Origin of the sequence: Streptomyces sp. NPDC059850 (genome assembly GCF_042731515.1) — a bacterium.
Lineage (GTDB): Bacteria > Actinomycetota > Actinomycetes > Streptomycetales > Streptomycetaceae > Streptomyces.
On sequence record NZ_JBHWJI010000040.1, the window covers coordinates 39,439 to 62,171 of the forward strand.

Annotated in this window: 16 protein-coding genes and 3 pseudogenes; 10 read left to right on the forward strand and 9 right to left on the reverse strand. The window is 70.0% G+C overall.

Annotated features, from left to right (window positions below):
- The 8 genes from ACFV9T_RS28670 (at window position 1) to ACFV9T_RS28705 (ending at window position 8,439) form a co-directional block, all read left to right on the forward strand.
- Window positions 1-1,596, forward strand: a complete 1,596-nt coding sequence (locus ACFV9T_RS28670; protein ID WP_385445273.1) for a sugar ABC transporter ATP-binding protein — start codon at window positions 1-3, stop codon at window positions 1,594-1,596.
- Complete coding sequence (locus ACFV9T_RS28675; protein ID WP_385445275.1) at window positions 1,593-2,633, forward strand: ABC transporter permease; 1,041 nt, start codon at window positions 1,593-1,595, stop codon at window positions 2,631-2,633. The genes ACFV9T_RS28670 and ACFV9T_RS28675 overlap by 4 nt, the downstream gene beginning before the upstream one ends.
- A gap of 46 nt (window positions 2,634-2,679) precedes the next feature.
- Entirely contained in the window at window positions 2,680-3,675 is a 996-nt protein-coding gene (locus ACFV9T_RS28680) for an aldo/keto reductase (RefSeq protein ID WP_385445277.1), read from the forward strand.
- Window positions 3,676-3,684: 9 nt separating this feature from the next.
- Window positions 3,685-4,536 (forward strand): amidohydrolase family protein, encoded by an 852-nt coding sequence (locus ACFV9T_RS28685; protein ID WP_385445279.1) that lies wholly within the window; start codon window positions 3,685-3,687, stop codon window positions 4,534-4,536.
- Window positions 4,537-5,014: 478 nt separating this feature from the next.
- Entirely contained in the window at window positions 5,015-5,830 is an 816-nt protein-coding gene (locus ACFV9T_RS28690) for a hypothetical protein (RefSeq protein WP_385445280.1), read from the forward strand.
- Window positions 5,827-5,979, forward strand: coding sequence for a hypothetical protein (locus ACFV9T_RS28695; protein WP_385445282.1), 153 nt, complete (start codon window positions 5,827-5,829; stop codon window positions 5,977-5,979). The genes ACFV9T_RS28690 and ACFV9T_RS28695 overlap by 4 nt, the downstream gene beginning before the upstream one ends.
- 30 nt (window positions 5,980-6,009) lie before the next feature.
- Window positions 6,010-6,696 carry a hypothetical protein gene (locus ACFV9T_RS28700; RefSeq protein ID WP_385445284.1) on the forward strand — a complete coding sequence of 229 codons (687 nt, stop codon included), beginning with the start codon at window positions 6,010-6,012 and terminating at the stop codon, window positions 6,694-6,696.
- Window positions 6,697-7,398: 702 nt separating this feature from the next.
- The gene (locus ACFV9T_RS28705) at window positions 7,399-8,439 is read left to right on the forward strand and encodes a hypothetical protein (RefSeq protein ID WP_385445285.1); all 1,041 of its coding nucleotides are present in this window, start codon (window positions 7,399-7,401) and stop codon (window positions 8,437-8,439) included.
- Window positions 8,440-8,507: 68 nt separating this feature from the next.
- Here the strand turns inward: ACFV9T_RS28705 and ACFV9T_RS28710 are convergent.
- The 9 genes and pseudogenes from ACFV9T_RS28710 to ACFV9T_RS28750 form a co-directional block, all read right to left on the reverse strand.
- A pseudogene (locus ACFV9T_RS28710) lies at window positions 8,508-9,348 on the reverse strand (IS5 family transposase); the annotation flags it as partial.
- 6 nt (window positions 9,349-9,354) lie between these two features.
- A pseudogene (locus ACFV9T_RS28715) lies at window positions 9,355-9,696 on the reverse strand (RacP protein); the annotation flags it as partial.
- A 2-nt stretch (window positions 9,697-9,698) separates the two neighbouring features.
- Window positions 9,699-10,699, reverse strand: a pseudogene (locus ACFV9T_RS28720) (DUF6192 family protein).
- A gap of 593 nt (window positions 10,700-11,292) precedes the next feature.
- Window positions 11,293-11,964: a FadR/GntR family transcriptional regulator gene (locus ACFV9T_RS28725; protein ID WP_385445287.1), complete on the reverse strand. Its 672-nt coding sequence runs from the start codon at window positions 11,962-11,964 to the stop codon at window positions 11,293-11,295.
- Between the two features lie 110 nt (window positions 11,965-12,074).
- Window positions 12,075-12,545 (reverse strand): hypothetical protein, encoded by a 471-nt coding sequence (locus ACFV9T_RS28730; protein WP_385445288.1) that lies wholly within the window; start codon window positions 12,543-12,545, stop codon window positions 12,075-12,077.
- 252 nt (window positions 12,546-12,797) lie between these two features.
- Window positions 12,798-14,408: an FAD-dependent oxidoreductase gene (locus tag ACFV9T_RS28735; RefSeq protein ID WP_385445290.1), complete on the reverse strand. Its 1,611-nt coding sequence runs from the start codon at window positions 14,406-14,408 to the stop codon at window positions 12,798-12,800.
- Between the two features lie 5 nt (window positions 14,409-14,413).
- The gene (gene glpK / locus ACFV9T_RS28740; RefSeq protein ID WP_385445291.1) at window positions 14,414-15,961 is read right to left on the reverse strand and encodes a glycerol kinase GlpK; all 1,548 of its coding nucleotides are present in this window, start codon (window positions 15,959-15,961) and stop codon (window positions 14,414-14,416) included.
- A 37-nt stretch (window positions 15,962-15,998) separates the two neighbouring features.
- Window positions 15,999-16,793, reverse strand: coding sequence for an MIP/aquaporin family protein (locus ACFV9T_RS28745; protein ID WP_385445293.1), 795 nt, complete (start codon window positions 16,791-16,793; stop codon window positions 15,999-16,001).
- A gap of 337 nt (window positions 16,794-17,130) precedes the next feature.
- On the reverse strand, window positions 17,131-17,895 hold the full coding sequence (locus ACFV9T_RS28750) for an IclR family transcriptional regulator (protein WP_385445294.1): 765 nt from the start codon (window positions 17,893-17,895) through the stop codon (window positions 17,131-17,133).
- Between the two features lie 233 nt (window positions 17,896-18,128).
- Between ACFV9T_RS28750 and metH the strand changes: the two genes are divergently transcribed.
- Both metH and ACFV9T_RS28760 read left to right on the forward strand, forming a co-directional pair.
- Window positions 18,129-21,635: a methionine synthase gene (gene metH, locus ACFV9T_RS28755; RefSeq protein ID WP_385445296.1), complete on the forward strand. Its 3,507-nt coding sequence runs from the start codon at window positions 18,129-18,131 to the stop codon at window positions 21,633-21,635.
- Between the two features lie 127 nt (window positions 21,636-21,762).
- The gene (locus ACFV9T_RS28760) at window positions 21,763-22,464 is read left to right on the forward strand and encodes an HAD family hydrolase (protein ID WP_385445298.1); all 702 of its coding nucleotides are present in this window, start codon (window positions 21,763-21,765) and stop codon (window positions 22,462-22,464) included.
- Window positions 22,465-22,733: the final 269 nt, after the last annotated feature.

Below are 22,733 nucleotides of genomic sequence, written 5' to 3' on the forward strand. Positions count from 1 at the left end.
ATGGCAGAGGAAGAGGCAGAGCCCACCGTCGTCCGGGCGGAGGGCATCGTCAAACGCTTCGGACCGACCGTCGCCCTGGACCACGCCCACCTGGCCGTGCGTCCCGGGGAGGCGCACGCGCTCGTCGGACGCAACGGGGCGGGCAAGTCCACGCTGGTGTCCGTCCTCACCGGTATGGAACGCCCCGACGAGGGCGAGGTGACCTTCTCCGGCGAACCCGCCCCCGGCTACGGCGACACCGCGGCCTGGCAGCGCCGGGTCGCCTGCGTCTACCAGAAGTCGATGGTGGTCCCGCATCTGACGGTCGCCGAGAACCTCTACCTCGGCCGCTTCCAGGGCACCGGGCGCATCCGCTGGCGCGCGCTGCGCGAGGACGCGCGGGCGCTGCTGGGGGAGTACGGGGTGGACGTGGACCCCCAGACCCGGGCGAAGGACCTCGGCGTCGAGCAGCGGCAGTTCGTGGAGATCGCCCGCGCGCTGTCCTTCGGCGCCCGGCTGATCATCCTCGACGAGCCCACGGCACAGCTCGACGCGGGCGGCATCGACCGGCTCTTCACCAAGCTGCTCGAACTGCGCCGCCAGGGCGTCGCCTTCCTGTTCATCTCGCACCATCTGCAGGAGGTCTACGACCTCTGCGACACCGTCACCGTCTTCCGCGACGCCCGCCATGTGCTGACCGCCCCGGTCGCCGACCTCCCCAAGGAGGACCTGGTCGCGGCGATGACGGGCGACGGCGAGGCCGCCGCCGAGGCCCGGGCCGCCGTCCACGCGCCCGTCACCGTGCGCAAGGCCGACCCCGGGAGCGAGCCGGTATTGCGCACCGAAGGGCTCACCCTGGAGGACGAGTTCGCGCCGCTGGACCTGGTGGTGCGGCCGGGCGAGGTGCTGGGCCTGGCCGGGGCGACCGCCAGCGGCAACACGGCGATCGGCGAGACCCTGGTGGGCCTGCGGCAACCGGGCGGCGGCCGGGTCTCCGTACGGGGCAGGCCGGTACGGCCCGGCAGCGTGCCGCACGCCATTGACGCGGGCATCGGCTACGTCCCGGAGGACCGCCACGACCAGGGGCTCGTCCTGGGCCGCAGCGTCGCCGAGAACGCCACGCTGACCGTCACCGACCAGCTCGGGCCGTACGGGACGGTGCTGCCGTCCCGGACCCGCGCGTTCGCCCAGCGCATGATCACCTCGCTCGACATCAAGACCTCGGGACCGTCGCAGCCCGTCTCGGGCCTGTCCGGCGGCAATCAGCAGAAGGTCGTCATCGCGCGGGCGCTGGCGCGCGAACCGAGCGTGCTGGTCGCCATCCGGCCGACCGCCGGGGTGGACGTGAAGTCCAAGGACGCGCTGCTCGGCGTCGTACGGGATGTCGCGGCGGCCGGGAGCGGCGCGCTGATCGTCTCCGACGAGCTGGACGACCTGCGGGTCTGCGACCGGGTCCTGGCGTTCTTCCACGGGCGGGTCGTCGCCGAGTTCGGCAGCGGCTGGAGCGACCGTCAGCTGGTCGCCGCGATGGAGGGCATCACGGAACCGGGCACGGACCGCACGACAGAGAGCACGGCCGGGGGAACCGAAGACCGCACAGGAGGATCACAGACATGATCGGTACCGCACGGCAGCAGCCCGCCGAGGCGGTGGCGGACGGACCGGCGGGGGCCCGGGGCCGTCCGCGGATCGACATCGCCCGCTGGCGCGATCTGTCCCTGGTCCCGGTGATCTTCGTCCTGGGCGTGATCGGCTTCATCGTCTCACCCGCCTTCCTCACCGAGGACAACCTGATCGGCGTCGTCCAGCAGTCCACCGAGCTGGGGCTGCTGGTGCTGGGCGAGGCGCTGATCCTGATCAGCGGCCGGATGGACCTCTCCCTGGAGTCCACCATCGCGGTGGCGCCCGTGATCGCCCTGTGGCTGGTCCTGCCGTCCGAGGGCGCCCGCTTCGAAGGGCTCGGGCTGCTGCCCGTATGGACCGCGATCCCGCTGTGCCTGGCGGTCGGCGCGCTGATCGGGGCGGCCAACGGCTTCCTGATGCTCAAGCTGCGCGTCAACGGCTTCATCGCGACCCTGGGCATGCTCACCATGCTGCGCGGGCTCCAGGTCGGCATCGCCGAGGGCCAGTCCATCGTCAACGTCCCCGAGTCGTTCCGCTACCTCGGCAAGGCCGACTGGCTGGGCGCGCCCGCCGCCGTATGGCTGTGCCTGGGCCTGTACGCGCTCGGCGGCCTCGCGCTCGGCTATCTGCGGCACGGCCGCTCCCTGTACGCGATCGGCGGCAACCCGGAGGCGGCGCGCGCCGCCGGTATCCGCGTCGACCGCGTCACCTGGATCGTGCTCGCCGTCGGCGGGCTGCTGGCGGCCTTCGCCGGAATCCTCTACACCGGCCACTACGGCTCGGTCGCCGCGACCCAGGGCAACGGCTGGATCTTCCAGGTGTTCGCCGCCGCGGTCATCGGCGGCATCAGCCTCAAGGGCGGCCGCGGCACGCTCTTCGGAGCCCTCACGGGTGTGCTTACGCTGCAATTGGTCGTCAATGTGATGACCCTCGGCGGCGTGCCGCCACTGTGGAACCAGTTCATCAACGGCTCCATCATCATCGTCGCGCTGATCATCTCCCGCTACGCGAGCGGCGAGAAGCAGGACTGAGCCGCGGCACTACGCTCACCGAGAACAGGAACAGAGGCGAGAAGTCATGGCGCAGCTACCGCGCGGACCGCGCGAACTGGGGCGCTCGGGCGTCCACGTACCACCCCTCGGGCTCGGCTGCGCCCCGCTGGCGAATCTGTACGCCGCCGTGCCCGAGGAACGCGCCCTGGCGACCGTCGAGGCCGCCCTGGACCTCGGCTGCACCTACCTCGACACCGCGCCGCACTATGGCGTCGGGCTGTCCGAGGAGCGGCTGGGGCGCGCCCTCGCGGGGCGCGAGCGCGCCTCGTACACGCTCTCCACCAAGGTCGGGCGGCGGCTGCGGGACCGGGCGCCCGGCGAACCCGTCCAGGCGGACGGCTTCGCGGACACCCCCGACCGCGTCCGCGAGTGGGACTTCACCCGGGACGGCATCCGGGCCTCCCTGGAGTCCTCCCTTGAACGCCTCGGGGTCGACGCCCTCGACATCGTCTACGTCCACGACCCGGAGAACCACATCCGCGAGGTGTACGAGACGGCCTTCCCGGCGCTCGCCGAACTGCGCGACCAGAAGCTCGTCCGGGCCATCGGCTTCGGCATGAACTACAGCGACATCCTCGCCCGCTTCGTCGCCGACCTCGACGTCGACGTCGTGCTGTGCGCCGGGCGCTGGACCCTGCTGGAGCGCACCGCGTACGACGACCTGCTGCCGGTGTGCGAGCGGCGCGGCACGTCGGTCGTGGTCGGCGGCGTCTACAACTCCGGCCTGCTCGCCGACCCCCGCCCCGGCGCGCGCTACAACTACGCGGAGGCGCCCCCCGAGATCGCCGAGCGGGCCCGGCGGCTCGCCGCCGTCTGCGCCGAGTTCGGGGTGCCGCTGCGGGCGGCCGCCCTCCGCTTCCCCTTCGGCCACCCGGCCGTCGCGTCGGCGGTCGTCGGCGCCGCCGGGCCGGACGAAGTGCGGGACAACGCCGAGATGTTCGGCTACGACATCCCCGACGAGCTGTGGCACGCGCTGGTCAGGCGCGGCCTGCTGGACGACGACATCCCGCTGCCGGTCTGAGGAGAGCCTGTGTCGCGCCGAATCGACGCCCACCACCACCTGTGGGACCTGTCCCGCCGGCCGCAGCCGTGGATGGACGGCCCCTGGGCCGACCCCATCAACCGCACGTACACCCCGGCGGACCTCATCCCCCACCTCGACGAGCACGGCATCGACGCCACCATCATCGTCCAGTCCAGCTCCTCGTACGACGAGACCCGCGAACTCCTCGCCCTGGCGGGCGCCTCCGACCGCGTCGCGGGCGTCGTCGGCTGGGCCGACCTCACCGACCCCGGCCTGCCCGACGTCCTCGCCGCCCTGGCGGCGGGCCCCGGCGGGGACCGGCTGGTGGGCCTGCGCCACCAGGTGCAGGACGAGCCGGACCCGGACTGGCTGGCCCGCCCCGACGTACGCCGAGGCCTCACCGCCACGGCCGCCGCGGGCCTCGTCTACGACCTGCTGGTCACCCCGCGCGAACTCCCCGCCGCGATCACCGCGGCGCGGGAGCTGCCGGAGGCGCGCTTCGTCCTCGACCACGCGGCCAAGCCGCCCATCGCGAGCGGCGCCCGCACCCCCTGGACCACCCTCCTGACCGACCTGGCCGCCCTCCCCAACATCGACTGCAAGCTCTCGGGCCTGGTGACCGAGGCCGACTGGGAGTCCTGGAAACCGGACCAGATCCTGCCCTACGCCCGCCACGTCCTGGACACCTTCGGCCCGGACCGGGTCCTGTTCGGCTCGGACTGGCCCGTATGCGAACTGGCCGCCCCGTACGAAGCCGTCGTAACCCTCGCGACCCAGGCCACCGCCCACCTGACCCCCGACGAACGCGCGTCAGTCTTCGGCAACACGGCAACCCGCGCCTACACCCTGCCCACGTAGCCAAGACGTACGGGCCCCTGAGCGCACCGAGCAGGCACGGCAATCCCTCTGGCGGCCGAGGACCGCTCCCCGGCGGTTTCCCCCACCCCGCCCCTTCCCGATCCGGGGCTCTGCTCCGTCCCCCGGTCCTCAAGCGCCGGACGGGCTGGGGAGTGGGGGACGCCCGGCAACCCCAGCCCCTCCACCCCGGGTGCCCCGCGCTCCGGCCCGTCCGGTGCCTGTGGCCACCCGGCCCGGGCTGGTTGGGTCTCGCCACCGGTCTCCGGCCTGGGTGGCCCCGCGCCCCAGCCCTCCGGCGCCTGCGGCCACTCATCCCCGGCCGGTCGCGTATCACCACCAGCCCCGGCTGGCAAAATCCAGCCCCTCCGGCGTTTGAGGAGCGGGGTGCGGTGGCGGAGCCCCGCCAGGGTCCGGGGCTGCGTGTACCTCCCCATGCCACGTTCGAAGCTGCAGGGGAATCGGCTACAGGGGGCTGGGAATGCTGGTAACCGAGTTCAGCACGGAGGCCGTGGCGGTGCCGGAGCGGTTCACGCTGTTCGAGGAAATCACAGCAGGGTCGCACATACGCACTCGGCTGCGCAGCAACGAACGGGAGGACTTCCGTGCCAAGGTGCGTGTCTTGGACCTGGGGGAGTTACAGGTGTCCGCGCTGTCCCACCCGCATCTGGAGATCACGCGGACAGCGAAGGTGATCCGGCAGTCCGACCCCGAGGTGTACATGATCAATTACCATCTCGGTGGGGAGGGGTCTTTTTCCCAGGCCAGGAGTGACACGGCGTTTCATGTGGGCGACCTCATGGTGCTGGACAGCAGTCGTCCCTTCGACGCGCACGTCCACGCTCTTCAGGACAACTGGTCACAACTGAATGTGCAGCTTCCTCACAAGCTGCTGCCGCTGCCGGAGAAGACGGTGCAGCGCCTGCTCGCTGTCCCGATCAGTGGGCGCCATGGCATGGCCGGGGTGCTCGCCCGCTGGCTGTCCGACCTCAACGCACGCGCCGGCGAGTTCACCCCAGCCGACATCCCCTCCCTCACCTCGGTCACCCTGGACCTCCTGGCGTCCGTCATCGCCCGCTGCCTGGAGGCTGAGGAGGCGCTGAGCCCAGAGGCCCGCCGGAGAGGTGGATCACCGCGGGCTCGCGCGAGCAGTACCCGGAACCGGAGGAGTACCTGCGCCGCGGCGCGCTGGCCCGGTTCGGCCGGTCCATGCCGCAGCAGATGCAGTCCGCGCTGTCCGACGTCGCCCAGGCGCTTCTGCTGCCCGGCACCGTCGGCTCTGCGATCGGGCAGGTGACCGGCTCACTGGTGCAGGCGCTGCGTGAGCGACGGCAGACCGTCCGCGCGCTGGCGGGGTGTACGCGGCTGGCGGATCTGCTGGAGGCCGACCCCGACATTGACGCGCTGTCCTTCTACGCGCACCTGCTGGCGTGGGAGATCGCCTAGATCCCGGCGGACAAGCGCCCCACCCTGGCGGTGCTGCTGGACACCTTCGAGGACATCGGCGACCGCACACACCGCGACTTCGAACGTCTGCTGCAGCGCGTGGTGTGGCTCATGCCCAACGCCGTCTTCATCATCACCGGCCGCTCCCGGCTGCAGTGGGTCGACCCGGGGCTGCAGGGGCAACTCGACTTCACCGGCCCCGACTCCTGGCCAGGGCTGGCAGCCGACTCGCTCCCGCCCCCCAGCGCTGCCTCACCGGCCGCCGACGGCCGACAGATCCTGATCGGGGACTTCTCCGCCGAGGACTGCGACGACTATCTGGCCCGTCGGCTGTCCCGCGACGGCCAGCCCCTCATACCCCCGGCTATCCGCCAAGTCATCACCGGCCGCTCCCACGGTCTGCCCCTCTACCTCGCTCTGGCCGTCATGCGGTATCTGGAGATCCGCCGCTCCGGGCGGGCACCGGAGCCCGGCGACTTCGACCACGACTTCGGTGCCCTGATCGCCCGCACGCTGTCCGACCTCACCCCGGACGAACGGCATGTCCTGCGCTCGGTCGCCTTGCTGGACGCTTTCGACCTGGACCTGGCCGCCCGCGCCGCCGGTATGACTCACCAAGCGCCCGTCATGCGGCTGATCGAGCGGCCTTTCGTCCGAGAGGACAGCTTCAGCCTGTGGCCCTACCACTGCACGCTGAAGGCGCCCTCGCGGGACTGATCGAACTCGACCGCGGTACCTGGACCGAAACGCCCGCCCCCGGCCCGCATGCCCCCACACCACGGCACCAGAGCACCGAGGCTGGCATGCGCATCAGTACCGCAGCCGCCCGGGCGAAGTCGGTTACTGGCAAGCGCCGCCCCGGCCGGCCAAATGGGGCTGACGATTCCCAGGCCCCCCGAACAGCCGCAGCGCAGCAGGAGGACCGGCAGCGTGCACGCCGCGGCAGTGGACGATGACACGGAGTGCGTACCCCGCGCGGGTGGTGCGCGCCCTCAGTGTTTCTGATCTCCGGTTCCGAGTAGCCAGTCGCCATGTGCCTGCCGTGGCAGACGCTCCCCGATCGGTGCGATCTGGCCATCCCACCGCGCCCTGTGGCCAATATCGAGGGGGCGTTGAACGACGTCGGCGCCCTTCCGGTCTTTCCGTCCTACGATTGTGCGGACACTGTCAAGTGCGAGAACCTCAAGAGGGCAGGACATGCGCGGAAGAGGAGTGCGCAGAACCGACAGCCAGCAAACACCGCGACGTTGGGCGGGACTAGCTATCACGATGATGCTGTTCACCCTTGTAACGGCATGCGGTGGCTCAGGGAACTCCGGCGGCACAGAGGATCGGCGGGGCCGCAACGGAGACGGAGACCAGAAATCCAAAACCACGGCTTTCCCTGACAAGGGCGTGATTGTCACAGCATCATGCTCTATGTCAACGGATGACCAGGCTCGCGTGACTGTCACGGGCTGGGATGCGCAGACCTGGGAGCCGACTGCATTGCGTACCTTCTCTGTCCCAGCTGCGGCAGTGGACGACTCCGGTTACTTCACTCAGATGGCCGACTCGCCCCTGGCGGACCTGTGCAGCAATGCCTTCGACGAGGGCGGCGTAAACGATGACGACCCCCGCGCAATTCCAGAATCCTCTCTGCGACAGCTCTTCGACAAGGGCTACACCCGGATGGCGGTCGTGCTCATGGACCGCGAGACCGAGGCCACGCGCGTGGCCTACGTCGATACCAGCGGCAAGGTGACCGAGCTGTCCGGTGAAGGGGCTGAGGACTTTGCAGACGCACCTCACGAGGAAAATGCCGTCTTCTCCGGGGATGGCAGTGCCGTCTGGTTCACCGAGTTCGACGAAGGCACCGTGCGGATCGCCAGCCGCTCCGTCTCGGGAGACCACGCACGCACCGAACAGGACAGCGGCGACCTGAACAACGCCAACGCACGCCTCGCGCTCGTTGGTGATTCGGCGCGCGGCGTCCACGGGGCGGATGTGCGAATCAGCCCCGATGGACGGAAGGCGCTCGCACATATCGACGGCTACCACATCGTCGACCTCCCGCAGCGCAGTGCCGTGCTCAGCCCTGGGATGGACGGGTCTTACATCTCACCCGACATCAATTGCTACGGCTGGGTCGACAAGGTGAGGGCGCTGTGCGGGCCGGATAATTCAACGGATGACCCGGAGCGCCAGAACTCGTTTTGGACGCTGGACACGTCCGGCCTCGCCGGTGTCGATGAAGTCCCGGACAGCGCGATGGGTAAGCCGATCATCCCGGCGACGGACCGGGAGAACACTGTGCAGGCCATCTCGCCGGATGGCAAGCAGATGATCTTCGCTTCTCTCCAGGGCACCCGCCTCACGTACTACCTTTCCTCAACCGCCCCCGGCGTCATCCCAAAGAAGATCAGCGAACCAGGTGCGGAAGAGGCACTGAGCGCTGGATATGTCTTGGAATGGCGGTAAGTACGTGTGCCTGTTTGAAGTGCGCCGCGTCGATGTGGAGGTAGCCTTCATCTGGATAATCAGCCGTCGGTCGACGCCGGTTTCCTCGGCCAGCTGGGGGTGGCCCCCTTCCGGGCCAGGCGCCTGCTCATCAGGGTGATGGCAGCCCAGGTAATCAGCGTCTCGGAGCGCTGGATGAGCCGTTCGTAGTCGCGGGCATGCCGACGGGCGTGCATCATCCACGCGAGACTGCGCTCGACCACCCACCTGCGGGGCAGCACGACGAAACCGGAGGCGTCCTTGGGACGGCTGACCGGCTTGATCGTCAGGTTGAGGTGCCGTTTCGCCCAGGCCACGAGCTTTCCCGCGTAGGCAGAGTCGGCCCAGACGATGGTGATCTCGGGGTGCATCAGCCGGAGACGGAAGAGAACTTCCTTCGCCGCCGCGGAGTCGTGCAGATCGGCCGGAGTGACCATGACCAGCAGCGGCAGCCCGCGTGTGTCCACGACCAGGTGGCGCTTCCGGCCGTTGATCTTCTTTCCCGCGTCATAGCCCCGGGTGTCCTTCGCCACGGTCTCCGCGGCCTTGACGCTCTGGGAGTCGATGACCGTGGCGACCGCGCGAGGGCCTTTGCCCAGCTCGCGGCGGATCCGTGAGGCGAGCTGGTCGCGGATCTGTCCGACGACCCCGGCAGCGGCCCAGCGTGCCATGAAGCCCCAGACGGTGCGCCAGGGCGGGAGATCCGCAGGCAAGGCCCTCCATTTGCAGCCGGTATCGACGACGTAGCGGATGGCGTCGACGATCTCGCGGCGGGGGTGTTTCTCCGGCCGGCCGCCGCGGTGGGTCTCGCAGACCGGGGGTGGGCAGCAGCGGTTCGATCAGGGCCCATTCGGCGTTGGTGGTGTCGGAGGGATAGCGGCGGCGGCGCACGGCGCGCGGATGAGCGGCGGCGTGCGGGGCGACCGTGCCGGTGATGAACCGCCGGAACTCGGTGAGCTTCTCGGCGAGCACGGCTCGCTCGTATGCCTCAAGCGCCGCGCGGTCGGCGCCGAGCTGGTAGCCGTCGGCTCTGGTCCAGATCAGCGGCGGCCAGCCGTTCTCGGCGATGATGTCGCGCAGGCAGGCGAGCCCCGCTCTGACCTGGCTGGGGGAGAGTTCGCTGGCGCGGACCAGTTGCGGGAACAGCAGCCCGGCCGGTCGGGCCTCGAACAGCACGAACCGGAGGGTGTCCGCATGCCGCTGGGCGGCCTCGCCCCGTCGCCGCGAGGCACGGGGCACCCTTACTCGCCCCGCAGCATGCGGGCCAGCTCGTCGTCCATGTCGACCTTGCCGGTGTCGACTGCGGTCTCGATCCAGTCCAGTGTGGCCCGCACCTTCGCGACGTTCTGGTGCACGATTGTCCGTTCGTCCTCGCCGAGCTGCCGGTCACGCAGGCCGGGGACGACCCGGCCGGTCGCGGCCACGAAGGAGTGGCAGGCGGTCACCAGGTCCAGGAACTCCACCGTCCGGTCGATGTTGCGGACGGCCGGAGCAACCGGGCTGGTCCGCTCGAAGTCCTCGCGGGCTTGCCGACCGCGTTCGGCCTGGGCCTGGTTGACCTGGAAACGGGCGGTGTCGTCGCTCATCGCCTTGAACGCGACGTCCGGCCGCCGCAGCAGGCCGGTGGCCGCGGTGGTCGCCACCGACTCGTCGCGGGTGAACTCCTCCACCACCCGGACCTTGTCCTCCATGGGCATTTTGGCCGCGACCTGCGGACGCTTCAGGAAGTCGGTGGTCACCGACGAGGCGACCTCCTCATCCCGGGCCAGTGAGTGGATCGCCGTGATCTTCTCCTGCGGCGTCTCGGGGTTATCGACCTGGCGACCGACCCGCCGGTTGGCCGCATCCGGCGCCCACCGGGCCTTGCCCTCCGGCGGGGTCTTGATCGCGGCGAACCGCTCGTCCGGGTCCTCGATGTCCGCCAGGATCCGGTGAACGGTGTAGGACACCCGGTCTGCCGGTGCTCCTTCGGCCACCGCGAGGCCACCCACCTGGCCGTCTTGACCGTGTTCGCCTTCAGGCCGATGTCCTCGGCCAGCCGCCGCACCGACTCGGCGACGGTCCACTGCGGGTCCGCCGCGACCACCCAGCCGCGGGGCCGCATCGGCTCAATCTCCAGCGCGCGGTCGCCGATCGTGAACTGCCCCTGCGTCTGCTGCTCGACGACTTGCCGCAGCTCGGCCACGATCTGTTCGTATCGGGACTGGCTGACGGCTCCGACCTTCTCGGTCTCCTCGGACATGGCTTCCACCACCCAAGTACGTACCAGGGCACGGCACTTCGGACCGTGAAGGGACAGGGCCCGCATCCACAACGAGCGTCAGACCGGAAATGACGTGATCACAACAAAAGGCCTTGGACGACCGGAGTTGGACAGAAGCTGACCGCTTCAGCCGTTCGCGATGCGGTCACTGTGACCGTTCGCTGAACGGTTCCTTTCCCCGCCGCCAACCCCTCACCTTGCACCGCGGCGAGCAGTACACGGCCGTCGACCGCCGGTCGACACCAGCCACCCACCGAGCCCCGCACTCCGGGCACTCAGCCTCGCCCTGGCCGTCCCGTACGGCCGCCAGCCGCATGCGCAACCGCCGTTCCGTACGCCACTGCCTGGCACGACACGCCGACGAGCAGAACACCGCGTCAGGCCGGGCCCCCGGTCTCAGCCACTCGCCACAAGCCTGACAGTTCCTCTCCCCGGCCCGCCGGGCGCCCTCGGACACCCCGCCAGCGTAGGTCTCAAGGCTACTCAGGACCGGGGCTTAGAAACACGCACTGAGGAGCGGGGGACGGGGCTGGGCCCCGGTTCGGGAAGGGGCGGGGTGGGGAAAAGCCCCGTCAGAGCGTCGACCGCAGCCACTGCTCCACGCTCGCCACATGCACCGTCGCCCAAGATCGCGCCGCCTCCGCATCGCGGTCACGGAGGGCGGACAGGATCGCCCGGTGTTCGTGGAGGGTGCGGCTCACCGCGTCCTCCTGGGTGAGGCCGCGCCAGACACGGGCGCGCGTCGTGGGCCCGGACAGGCCGTCCAGGAGGGAGCACAGCACCGAGTTGCCCGACGCGGCCACGATCCCCCGGTGGAATTCGAGGTCGCAGGCGACCAGCTCCTCCACCGACGGCGTCTGCCCCAGCGCGTCCAGCTGCGCGCCGAGCGCGTCCAGCTGGGCATCGCTGATCCGGGTGCAGGCCTGCGCCGTGGCCGCGGGCTCCAGGATGCGCCGTACCGCCAGGAACTCCAGGACGGTGTCGTCCCGGTGGAAGTCCACGACGAAGCTCAGCGCCTCCAGCAGCAGCTGGGGGTCCAGACTGGTGACGTACGTACCGTCGCCCTGCCGCACGTCGAGGATGCGGATCAGGGACAGCGCGCGCACGGCCTCGCGCAGCGAATTGCGGGACAGGCCCAGATCCGCGGCCAGCTCGCTCTCCTTGGGAAGCCGGTCACCCGGGCGCAGCGCACCCGAGACGATCATGCCCTTGATTTTTTCGATCGCCTCGTCGGTGACCGCCATGATGGACCTCCGGGTCAAACATCCGATGTATGGGTCCATTATGACGCGCGCGGACCGGCGGCGTCTTCGGGGGACGCCGCCGGTCCGTTATCAGTCTTCGCCGCGTGGGCTCAGAAGGTGAAGGGGCCCGGGGACTGGGCGGTGGTGGCGGTGCAGTTCACCGTGATCAGGCCGAAGACCACCAGCTTCAGCGACTTGGCCTCCAGTACGTCACCCGCGGCCACGGTGCCCTTGAGCGGGCCGGTGGTCACGTCGGCGCCGGTCTTGATGGCCGGGTTGGCGTTGCCGGTGAACGTCGTCGTGCCGGAGCCGTTCTTCGACAGCGTCAGGGTCGAACTGACCGCGCCCGCCGGAATGTCGATCGGCGCCTTGACGGCCGCCGAGGAGAGGGTGATGGTCGCGGCGGTGCCGCTCTGCGTGGCGGTCAGTGTCGCCAGGCCGGAACCGTACGTTCCACAGTCGGCCGTCAGGGTCGCGGTGGTCGGGGTGACCGCGACCGCGCTCGGCGCCAGCGTGAGCGCGCCGGCGGCCAGTGCTGCTGCTCCCATTGCCGTGCCGATCCCGAGCTTGATGCGTCTCATGGGGGACTGCCTTCCGGGTGGGGGAAGTGAGCGGTGGGCTTGTGGGGGGTGCGTCCGCGCTTCCTGACTGTCCGTCACGCGTGGACGGAAAGCTATTGATGCGCGTGCCGCCGAAGAAGGCAAGAGTGATTCCGCGAATTTTTAACTGACGAGTAAGTTCGCGCCCCGCGCACGGCCCACGCACAAGGACGGCCGGGTGAGAAGAAACGTGTCTTCTCACCCGGCCGTCCGCGCATCGATCAACCGGAGCACTCAGCCCCGCTTGGCCAGCAGCTCCTCGACCCGCCCCCGGATACCGTCGTCGTCCAGCCCGCGGATCGTCAGCGTGGTGCGCCGCCGCAGCACGTCGTCCGCCGTCTGCGCCCACTCGTGGTCCCGGGCGTAGACGACCTGCGCCCAGATCTCCGGCGCGTCCGGGTGGATCCGCTCGGCGAGCGCCGCGTCACCGCTCGCCAGCCGCGCGATGTCGAAGGAGAGCGAACCGTAGTGGGTCGCCAGATGGCGCGCGGTGTCCGCGGCCATGCGCGGGCCCGGCGTGCCGCCGTCCACCAGCAGCCGGTGGGCGACCGCGTGCGGATTGGCGAGCCCGGGCAGCGGCATGTGCTTGGGCAGCTGCCCGATCGGCTCCATGTCGTCCGCGAGCGGACGCCCCGGCAGCTGGGCGAGCTTGCTCATCACGGTGCGGCCGATGTGGCGGAAGGTCGTCCACTTGCCGCCGGCTATGGAGAGCATGCCGCCCTTGCCCTCGGTGACGACCGTCTCCCGCTTGGCCTTGGCGGTGTCGCCGGGACCGCCCGGCAGCACCCGCAGCCCCGCGAACGAGTAGGTGATCAGGTCGCGGGAGAGCTGCTGGTCGCGGATGGAGAAGGCGGCCTCGTCCAGGATCTGGGTGACGTCCGCGTCGTTGACCGCGACATCGGCCGGGTCGCCCTCGTACGGCTCGTCGGTGGTGCCGAGCAGCAGCATGTCCTCCCAGGGGAGGGCGAAGGTGATGCGGTACTTGTCGATGGGCGTCGCCAGCGCCGCCCGCCACGGGGAGGTCCGCTTGAGGACCAGGTGCGCGCCCTTGGAGAGCCGGATGGACGGCGCCGCGCCCGGGTCCTCCATCCGCCGCAGGTGGTCCACCCAGGGGCCGGTGGCGTTGAGCACCAGCCGGGCGTTCACGCCGAACTCGGTGCCGTCCGTGCGGTCCCTCAGCTCCGCCCCGGTGACCCGGCCGTCCGTCTTGCGCAGCCCGGTGACCTCGGCGTGGTTGAGCACGGTGGCGCCCGCGTCGGCCGCCCCCCGGACCGTCATCAGGGCCATGCGGCTGTCGTTCATCTGCCCGTCGCCGTACACGGCGACCGCCCGCAGCCCTTCGGTGCGCAGCTCCGGGACGTCCCGCGCGGCCTTCTCGGCGTTGATCACATGGCCGACGCCGTCGCGGAACGCGGACAGCGCCGAGTACGCGAAGACACCCGCGCCCAGCTTGGCCGCGCCGTGCGGGCCGCCCTTGTAGACCGGCAGGTAGAAGGTGAGCGGGTTGGACAGGTGCGGCGCGACGCTGCGCGAGACGGCGCGCCGCTCGAAGTGGTTCTCGGCGACGAGCTTGACCGCGCCGGTCTGGAGGTAGCGCAGGCCGCCGTGGAGCAGCTTGGAGGAGGCGGAGGAGGTGGCGCCGGCGAAGTCGCCGGCGTCCACCATGGCCACCCGCAGTCCGGACTGCGCGGCGTGCCAGGCAGTGGTGATGCCCAGGATGCCGCCGCCGATCACCAGGAGGTCGTACGAAGCCTTGGACAGCTGTTCCCGGGTTTCGGCGCGGGTCGGGTGCGAACCGGCAGCCGGGTGCGTCCCGAGGGAAGGAACGCTCTGCAGGGGGGTCATTGAGATTACTCCTCGTCCTCGATCCAGCCCATGGTCCGCTGCACGGCCTTGAGCCAGTTCTTGTACTCGCGGTCCCGTACGTCCGCTTCCATACGGGGGGTCCACTCGGCGGCCCGGCGCCAGTTGGCGCGCAGCGCGTCGGTGTCCGGCCAGAAGCCGACGGCCAGGCCGGCGGCGTAGGCGGCGCCGAGGCAGGTGGTCTCGGCGACCATCGGGCGCACCACGGGTGCGTCGAGGGCGTCCGAGAGGGTCTGCATCAGCAGGTTGTTAGAGGTCATTCCGCCGTCGACCTTGAGCGCGGTCAGCTCGACGCCGGAGTCCTTGGTCATCGCGTCGACGATCTCGCGGGTCTGCCAGGCGGTGGCCTCCAGCACGGCCCGCGCGATGTGCGCCTTGGTGACGTAACGGGTCAGCCCCGCGATCACGCCGCGCGCGTCGTCGCGCCAGTACGGGGCGAACAGCCCGGAGAACGCGGGCACGAAGTACGCGCCGCCGTTGTCCTCCACCGAGCTGGCCAGGGTCTCGATCTCGGCGGCGCTGTTGATCAGCCCCATCTGGTCCCGCATCCACTGCACCAGCGAACCGGTGACCGCGATGGAGCCCTCCAGGGCGTACACCGGCTTCTGGTCGCCGATCCGGTAGCCGACGGTGGTCAGCAGGCCGTTGTACGAGTTGACCGGCGTCTCGCCGGTGTTCATCAGCAGGAAGGTGCCGGTGCCGTACGTGGACTTGGCCTCGCCCTCGGCGAAACAGGTCTGGCCGAACAGGGCGGCCTGCTGGTCGCCCAGCGCGGAGGCGACGGGCACGCCCTGGAGGATGCCGTCGGCGCTGCGCCCGTAGACCTCGGCGGACGAGCGGATCTTCGGCAGCAGCGCGGCCGGGATGTTCATCGACGTGAGGATCTTGGGATCCCAGTCGAGGGTGTGCAGGTTCATCAGCATGGTGCGGGAGGCGTTGGTGACGTCGGTGACGTGCACCCCGCCGTTGACCCCGCCGGTCAGGTTCCAGATGACCCAGGAGTCCATGGTGCCGAAGAGGATGTCCCCGGCCTCGGCGCGCTCGCGCAGCCCCTCGACGTTGTCGAGCAGCCAGCGGATCTTGGGCCCGGCGAAGTAGGACGCCAGGGGGAGCCCCGTCTCGCGGCGGAAGCGGTCCTGGCCGACGTTGCGGCCCAGCTCCCGGCAGAGGGCGTCGGTCCGGGTGTCCTGCCAGACCAGCGCGTTGTGCACCGGCTCACCGGTGTTCTTGTCCCACAGCAGGGTGGTCTCGCGCTGGTTGGTGATGCCGATCGCCTTGACGTCGGCGGAGGTGATCTCGGCCTTGGTGATCGCGCCGGTCACTACCTCTTGCACGTTCTGCCAGATCTCGGCCGCGTTGTGTTCGACCCAGCCCGGCTTGGGGAAAATCTGTTCGTGCTCCTTCTGGTCGACCGAGACGATGCGCCCGTCCCGGTCGAACACGATGCAGCGGCTGGACGTGGTGCCCTGGTCGATGGCGGCGATGAACGGACCGTGTCCGTGGGAGGAGGCGCTCGTGGTGTGGGTGTCGGTCATGGTGGGTTGCTCTCCTGCGAGTCCGATGGGGTGGGGGCTAGGCGAAGGCGATCTCGTAGATGCCGCCGGCGATGGCTCCGCCGAGGAGCGGGCCGACGACCGGGATCCAGGAGTAGCCCCAGTCCGACCCGCCCTTGTTCGGCAGCGGCAGGAGGGCGTGCACGATGCGCGGCCCCAGGTCACGTACCGGGTTGATGGCGTAGCCGGTCGGGCCGCCGAGCGAGAGGCCGATGCCGACCACGACCAGCGCCGTGATCAGGACGCCGATCACGCCCAGGCCCTTGCCCTCGCCGTTCAGGCCCTGGGTGAGGATGGCGAGGACCAGCACGGTGGTGGCGATGACCTCGGTGGCCAGGTTCTGAACGGTGTTCCGGATCTCCGGGCCGGTGGAGAAGACCCCCAGCACCGGGCCCGCGTCGCCCGCCTGCGCGGCGTCGGCCTTCTTCGTGTCCTGGGCGCCAGGACCGCCGACCAGCTCGCGGTCGGTGAGATGCGCCTGGAAGTGGCCCACGTACGCGATCCAGACCAGCACCGCGCCGATGATGGCGCCGGTGATCTGCGCGAGGAAGTAGATCGGGACGTCGCCCCACTCGATGCCGCCCTTGATGGCGAGACCGATCGTGACCGCCGGGTTGAGGTGCGCGCCGGAGAGCGGCGCCGATATGTACGCGCCCGTGAGGACGGCGAAACCCCACCCGAAGGTGATGGCCACCCATCCCGCGTCGAACGCCTTGGATCGCTTCAAGAGAACGCCTGCGACGACACCACAGCCGAGCAGGGTGAGCACGGCGGTACCGATGGTCTCGCCGATGAAGATGTCGGAGCTGGACACCCGCGACTCCTTTGTCCTTCGTCCAGGGGAAGGCGAACCCCCGGTCCCGCCGGGGATCCGCGCCCTCGTGGGAGGGCGTTGGTCGGCCCGCGGCGAGTCCACCATAGCGAATATTGTCGTCAGGTGTTCGACAATGCCGACCGATGAACGGCAGTTTTCTTCACGGCGAATGCCCCGTCAAGGGTCGGGTGGAGGAAAACTCTGGAGGATGTGAAACCGTGATGAATGACCATAGACCTGGCCAAAGGTCCTGGTCAGAACGGACGATCAGCCTCCTGGCCAGGCCAGGCCAGGCCAGGCCAGGGCCAGGGTCAGGCCCAGGTCGGGCGCGGTCCCGTCAGAAGCGCCCGGCCCCAAGGTCGCGGGAGACCGCCCGCGCGCAGTCCCGTACGGCGGCGATCAGCTCGGAGCGAAGCTCCCCGTCGTCGCACACCCGCTCCACCGCACCCGTGATCCCCACCGCACCCACCGGCAGCCGCCGCCGGTCGTGCACCGGGGCCGCGACCGAGGCGACGCCGTCCCAGGTCTCCTCCACGTCCGAGCCCCAGCCGCGCGCCCGGGTGAGCGCGAGGACGCCCTCGAAGGCGTCCTCCTCGGTCACCGTGCGCTTGGTGAACGGCTCCCGGTCGCCCTCGGCCGCCTCGCTGTGCGCCACCGGGTCGTACGCGGACAGCACCTTGCCCAGGGCGGTGGAGTGCAGCGGCTGCATGGCGCCGACCTCCAGCACCTGACGGCTGTCGTCCGGCCGGAAGACGTGGTGGACGATGAGCACGCCCTGCTGGTGCAGGACGCCGAGGTAGACGCTCTCGCCGCTGGAGCGCGCCAGGTCGTCCGTCCACACCAGGGCGCGGGCGCGCAGCTCGTGGACGTCCAGATAGCTGTTGCCCAGCCGTAGCAGCTCGGCGCCCAGCTGATAGCGGCCCGAGTTCTCGTCCTGCTCGACGAACCCCTCCTGCTGGAGGGTGCGCAGGATGCCGTGGGCGGTCCCCTTGGCGAGTCCGAGGGTGGAGGCGATGTCGGACAGTCCCAGCCGTCGCTCGCCCCCGGCGAGCAGGCGTAGCATCGCGGCAGCCCGCTCCAACGACTGGATGTTCCGTGCCATCGCAACCTCCTGACTGCGGTTCGACAATGCTGAACACTATCGGTCCATGTCGACTCCGCGGTACACACAGCCAAACGTAAATGATCACCAGGCCGCCGCGGCTGACCGGACGACGTTCGTCCGGCTGATGGGACGCCCGCCTCTCCGCGGCCCCCGGCAGCTAGGCTGGCCTGGTGCGCCCTCTGAAGTGAGGGCGCAAAGCCGACAGCCGTCGCACTCCAGGGAGCACATCCATGGCCTCGCACACGTCATCGTCCGCATCCGCCGCCCGAGTCGACGCCCTCCGCGAGGCACTTGCCTCCCGTGTAGTGGTCGCCGATGGTGCGATGGGCACGATGCTCCAGGCGCAGGACCCCACTCTTGATGACTTCCAGCAGCTCGAGGGCTGCAACGAGATCCTGAACATCACCCGCCCCGACATCGTCCGCTCGGTCCACGAGGAGTACTTCGCGGCGGGCGTGGACTGCGTCGAGACGAACACCTTCGGCGCCAACCACGCGGCGCTGGGCGAGTACGACATCCCCGAGCGGGTCTTCGAGCTGTCCGAGGCGGGCGTCCGTATCGCCCGCGAGGTGGCGGACGAGTTCACCGCCTCGACCGGGCAGCAGCGCTGGGTGCTCGGCTCGATGGGCCCCGGCACCAAGCTGCCGACGCTCGGCCACGCCCCGTACACCACGCTCCGCGACGCCTACCAGCAGAACGCCGAGGGCATGATCGCCGGTGGCGCGGACGCCCTCCTGGTCGAGACCACCCAGGACCTGCTGCAGACCAAGGCCTCGATCCTCGGCGCCCGCCGCGCCCTGGACGCCACCGGCGCCAACCTCCCGGTGATCTGCTCGGTCACCGTCGAGACCACCGGCACCATGCTGCTGGGCTCCGAGATCGGCGCGGCGCTGACCGCCCTGGAGCCGCTCGGCATCGACATGATCGGCCTCAACTGCGCGACCGGCCCCGCCGAGATGAGCGAGCACCTGCGCTATCTCGCCCGCCACGCGCGCGTCCCGCTGTCCTGCATGCCGAACGCGGGCCTCCCGGTGCTCGGCAAGGACGGCGCCCACTACCCGCTCACCCCGGGCGAGCTGGCCGACGCCCAGGAGACCTTCGTCCGCGAGTACGGGATGTCCCTGGTCGGCGGCTGCTGCGGCACCACGCCCGAGCATCTGCGCCAGCTCGTCGAGCGGGTCCGCGGCCTGACCCCGACCCCGCGCGACCCGCGTCCCGAGCCGGGCGCGGCCTCGCTGTACCAGACGGTGCCGTTCCGCCAGGACACCTCGTACCTGGCCATCGGTGAGCGGACGAACGCCAACGGGTCGAAGAAGTTCCGCGAGGCCATGCTGGACGGCCGCTGGGACGACTGCGTGGAGCTGGCCCGCGAGCAGATCCGCGAGGGCGCCCACCTCCTCGACCTGTGCGTCGACTACGTCGGCCGCGACGGCGTCGCCGACATGCAGGAGCTGGCCGGGCGCTTCGCCACCGCGTCCACCCTGCCGATCGTGCTGGACTCCACCGAGGTGGATGTCATCCAGGCCGGTCTGGAGAAGCTGGGCGGCCGCGCGGTCATCAACTCGGTCAACTACGAGGACGGCGACGGCCCCGAGTCCCGCTTCGCCAAGGTCACCCAGCTGGCCCGCGAGCACGGCGCCGCGCTGATCGCGCTGACCATCGATGAGGAGGGGCAGGCGCGTACGCCGGAGAAGAAGGTGGAGATCGCTCAGCGGATCATCGCCGACCTCACCGGCAACTGGGGCATCCACGAGTCCGACATCCTCATCGACACCCTGACGTTCACCATCTGCACCGGTCAGGAGGAGTCCCGCAAGGACGGCATCGCCACCATCGAGGCGATCCGCGAGCTGAAGCGCCGCCACCCGGACGTCCAGACCACACTGGGCCTGTCGAACATCTCCTTCGGCCTCAACCCGGCCGCCCGCATCCTGCTCAACTCCGTCTTCCTGGACGAGTGCGTCAAGGCCGGTCTTGACTCGGCGATCGTGCACGCGAGCAAGATCCTGCCGATCGCACGCTTCGACGACGAGCAGGTCACCACGGCCCTCGACCTGATCTACGACCGCCGCGCCGAGGGCTACGACCCGCTGCAGAAGCTGATGGCGCTCTTCGAGGGCGCCACCGCGAAGTCGCTGAAGGCGGGCAAGGCCGAGGAGCTGGCCGCGCTTCCGCTGGACGAGCGCCTCCAGCGGCGCATCATCGACGGCGAGCGCAACGGCCTGGAAGCCGACCTCGACGAAGCCCTCACCGAGCGGCCCGCACTCGACATCGTCAACGCGACGCTGCTGGAGGGCATGAAGGTCGTCGGCGAACTCTTCGGCTCCGGCCAGATGCAGCTGCCGTTCGTGCTCCAGTCCGCCGAGGTCATGAAGACCGCGGTGGCCCATCTGGAGCCGCACATGGAGAAGACGGACGACGACGGCAAGGGCACCATCGTGCTCGCCACCGTCCGCGGCGACGTCCACGACATCGGCAAGAACCTCGTCGACATCATCCTGTCCAACAACGGCTACAACGTGGTCAACCTCGGCATCAAGCAGCCGGTCTCCGCGATCCTGGAGGCCGCCCAGGAGCACCGCGCCGACGTCATCGGCATGTCCGGCCTGCTGGTGAAGTCCACGGTGATCATGAAGGAGAACCTGGAAGAGCTGAACCAGCGCAGCATGGCCGCCGACTACCCCGTCATCCTCGGCGGCGCCGCCCTCACCCGCGCCTACGTCGAACAGGACCTCCACGAGATCTACGAGGGCGAGGTCCGCTACGCCCGCGACGCCTTCGAGGGGCTGCGCCTCATGGACGCCCTGATCGCCGTCAAGCGCGGCGTCCCCGGCGCCGAGCTGCCCGCCCTCAAGCAGCGCCGCGTGCCCAAGCGGGACACGGCGCTGAGCGAGCCGGAGCCGGAGGGTCCGTCCCGCTCCGACGTCGCCATCGACAACCCGCTGCCCACCCCGCCGTTCTGGGGCACCCGCGTCGTCAAGGGCATCCAGCAGGTCGACTACGCCTCCTGGCTGGACGAGGGCGCGCTGTTCAAGGGCCAGTGGGGGCTCAAGGAGGCCCGCAAGGGCGACGGCCCGAGCTACGCGGAGCTGGTGGAGTCCGAGGGACGGCCGCGACTGCGCGGCTGGCTGGACAAGCTGCGTACGGAGAACCTGCTGGAGGCCGCCGTGGTCTACGGCTACTTCCCCTGCGTTTCCAAGGGCGACGACCTCGTGCTGCTGAACGAGGACGGCAGCGAGCGGACCCGCTTCACCTTCCCGCGCCAGCGCCGTGGCCGCCGTCTGTGCCTGGCGGACTTCTTCCGGCCCGAGGAGTCGGGCGAGACCGATGTGGTCGGCCTCCAGGTCGTCACCGTCGGCTCGAAGATCGGCGAGGCGACCGCCGAGCTGTTCGCCGCCGACTCCTACCGCGACTACCTGGAGCTGCACGGGTTGTCCGTGCAGCTGGCCGAGGCGCTGGCCGAGTACTGGCACGCCCGGGTCCGGTCCGAGCTGGGCTTCGCCGGGGAGGACCCCGGCGACATCGAGGACATGTTCGCGCTGAAGTACCGCGGCGCCCGGTTCTCGCTCGGCTACGGCGCCTGCCCCGACCTGGAGGACCGCGCGAAGATCGCCGATCTGCTGCAGCCCGAGCGGATCGGGGTGAAGCTCTCCGAGGAGTTCCAGCTGCACCCCGAGCAGTCGACCGACGCGATCGTCATCCATCACCCGGAGGCGAAGTACTTCAACGCCCGGTAATCGGTGGGCGCCCGCCAGAGGCGCCGCGCCGCGCCGCGTCGTAGACTGGTCGATCCGGTAGAGGCCGGTCGTCTTCCACATCGTGGAAGGGGGCCGGCCTTCGTGCCCCGTATCCGGAGGTGTTTGGATGACCAGCAGCATCCCCGCCGTCGACACCCGCACGGCCGAAGGCTCCGCCCTGCAGGCGGTCCTGCTCGACATGGACGGCACCCTGGTGGACACCGAGGACATCTGGTGGGACGCGGAAGTGTCCATCTTCGCCGAGCTGGGCCACGCCCTCGCCGAGGAGTACCGCGAGGTGGTGGTCGGCGGCCCGATGGCCCGCAGCGCCTCGTTCCTCATCGAGGCCACCGGCGCCGACATCGCGCTCGCCGAGCTGTCCGGCCTGCTGAACAGCCGTTTCACCGAGCTGCTGGACGGCACCGTACCCATGCTGCCCGGCGCACGCCGGCTGCTGACCGAACTGGGCGCGCACGGGGTGCCGACCGCCCTGGTCTCCGCCTCGCACCGGCGGGTGATGGACCGGCTGCTGCGGTCGATCGGCCCGGAAAACTTCGCGCTAACGGTCGCGGGCGACGAGATCGGCCGTACCAAGCCGCACCCCGACCCGTATCTGTTCGCCGCCGCGGGGCTGGCCGCCGACCCGGCGCGGTGCGTGGTCATCGAGGACACCGCGACCGGGGTACGGGCCGCCGAGGCGGCCGGGTGCCGGGTGGTGGCGGTGCCGTCCGTCGTGCCGATCGAGCCCGCGGCGGGCCGCACCATCGTCGGATCGCTGGAAGAAGTCGATCTTCCATTTCTGCGCGGACTGGTCACAGGAATGCACTGATCGCGTACTCAGCGTATTTCTGAAAATTGCAGTCTGAATAACGCGCTCCCCGTTTTTGTGTGGCGGCAGCGGCATTTCGGGCGTGATGTTTATCACTGCATATGCCGTCGACAGGTGAGGTGGGTATCTGCTGCGCGTCCCGTTTGGTGTGATGTGGGCGAGCCCTTGTGTCCGGATTGGTGACATCCCGTACGATACGCGACCGCGTTCGGATATCGGGCGGACCTTTCGCGTTATCGGTGCGTGATATCGCCTCAACTTCGTTGTGT

Excerpts from the sequence above, each read along its gene's own strand:
- ACFV9T_RS28735 (WP_385445290.1), bottom strand. The coding sequence starts at position 14,408 with ATGACCCCCCTGCAGAGCGTTCCTTCCCTCGGGACGCACCCGGCTGCC.
- ACFV9T_RS28690 (WP_385445280.1), top strand. The coding sequence starts at position 5,015 with ATGCTGGTAACCGAGTTCAGCACGGAGGCCGTGGCGGTGCCGGAGCGG.
- ACFV9T_RS28730 (WP_385445288.1), bottom strand. The coding sequence starts at position 12,545 with ATGAGACGCATCAAGCTCGGGATCGGCACGGCAATGGGAGCAGCAGCA.
- ACFV9T_RS28760 (WP_385445298.1), top strand. The coding sequence starts at position 21,763 with ATGACCAGCAGCATCCCCGCCGTCGACACCCGCACGGCCGAAGGCTCC.
- ACFV9T_RS28680 (WP_385445277.1), top strand. The coding sequence starts at position 2,680 with ATGGCGCAGCTACCGCGCGGACCGCGCGAACTGGGGCGCTCGGGCGTC.
- ACFV9T_RS28750 (WP_385445294.1), bottom strand. The coding sequence starts at position 17,895 with ATGGCACGGAACATCCAGTCGTTGGAGCGGGCTGCCGCGATGCTACGC.
- ACFV9T_RS28670 (WP_385445273.1), top strand. The coding sequence starts at position 1 with ATGGCAGAGGAAGAGGCAGAGCCCACCGTCGTCCGGGCGGAGGGCATC.
- ACFV9T_RS28675 (WP_385445275.1), top strand. The coding sequence starts at position 1,593 with ATGATCGGTACCGCACGGCAGCAGCCCGCCGAGGCGGTGGCGGACGGA.
- ACFV9T_RS28725 (WP_385445287.1), bottom strand. The coding sequence starts at position 11,964 with ATGGCGGTCACCGACGAGGCGATCGAAAAAATCAAGGGCATGATCGTC.
- glpK (WP_385445291.1), bottom strand. The coding sequence starts at position 15,961 with ATGACCGACACCCACACCACGAGCGCCTCCTCCCACGGACACGGTCCG.
- metH (WP_385445296.1), top strand. The coding sequence starts at position 18,129 with ATGGCCTCGCACACGTCATCGTCCGCATCCGCCGCCCGAGTCGACGCC.
- ACFV9T_RS28705 (WP_385445285.1), top strand. The coding sequence starts at position 7,399 with ATGTCAACGGATGACCAGGCTCGCGTGACTGTCACGGGCTGGGATGCG.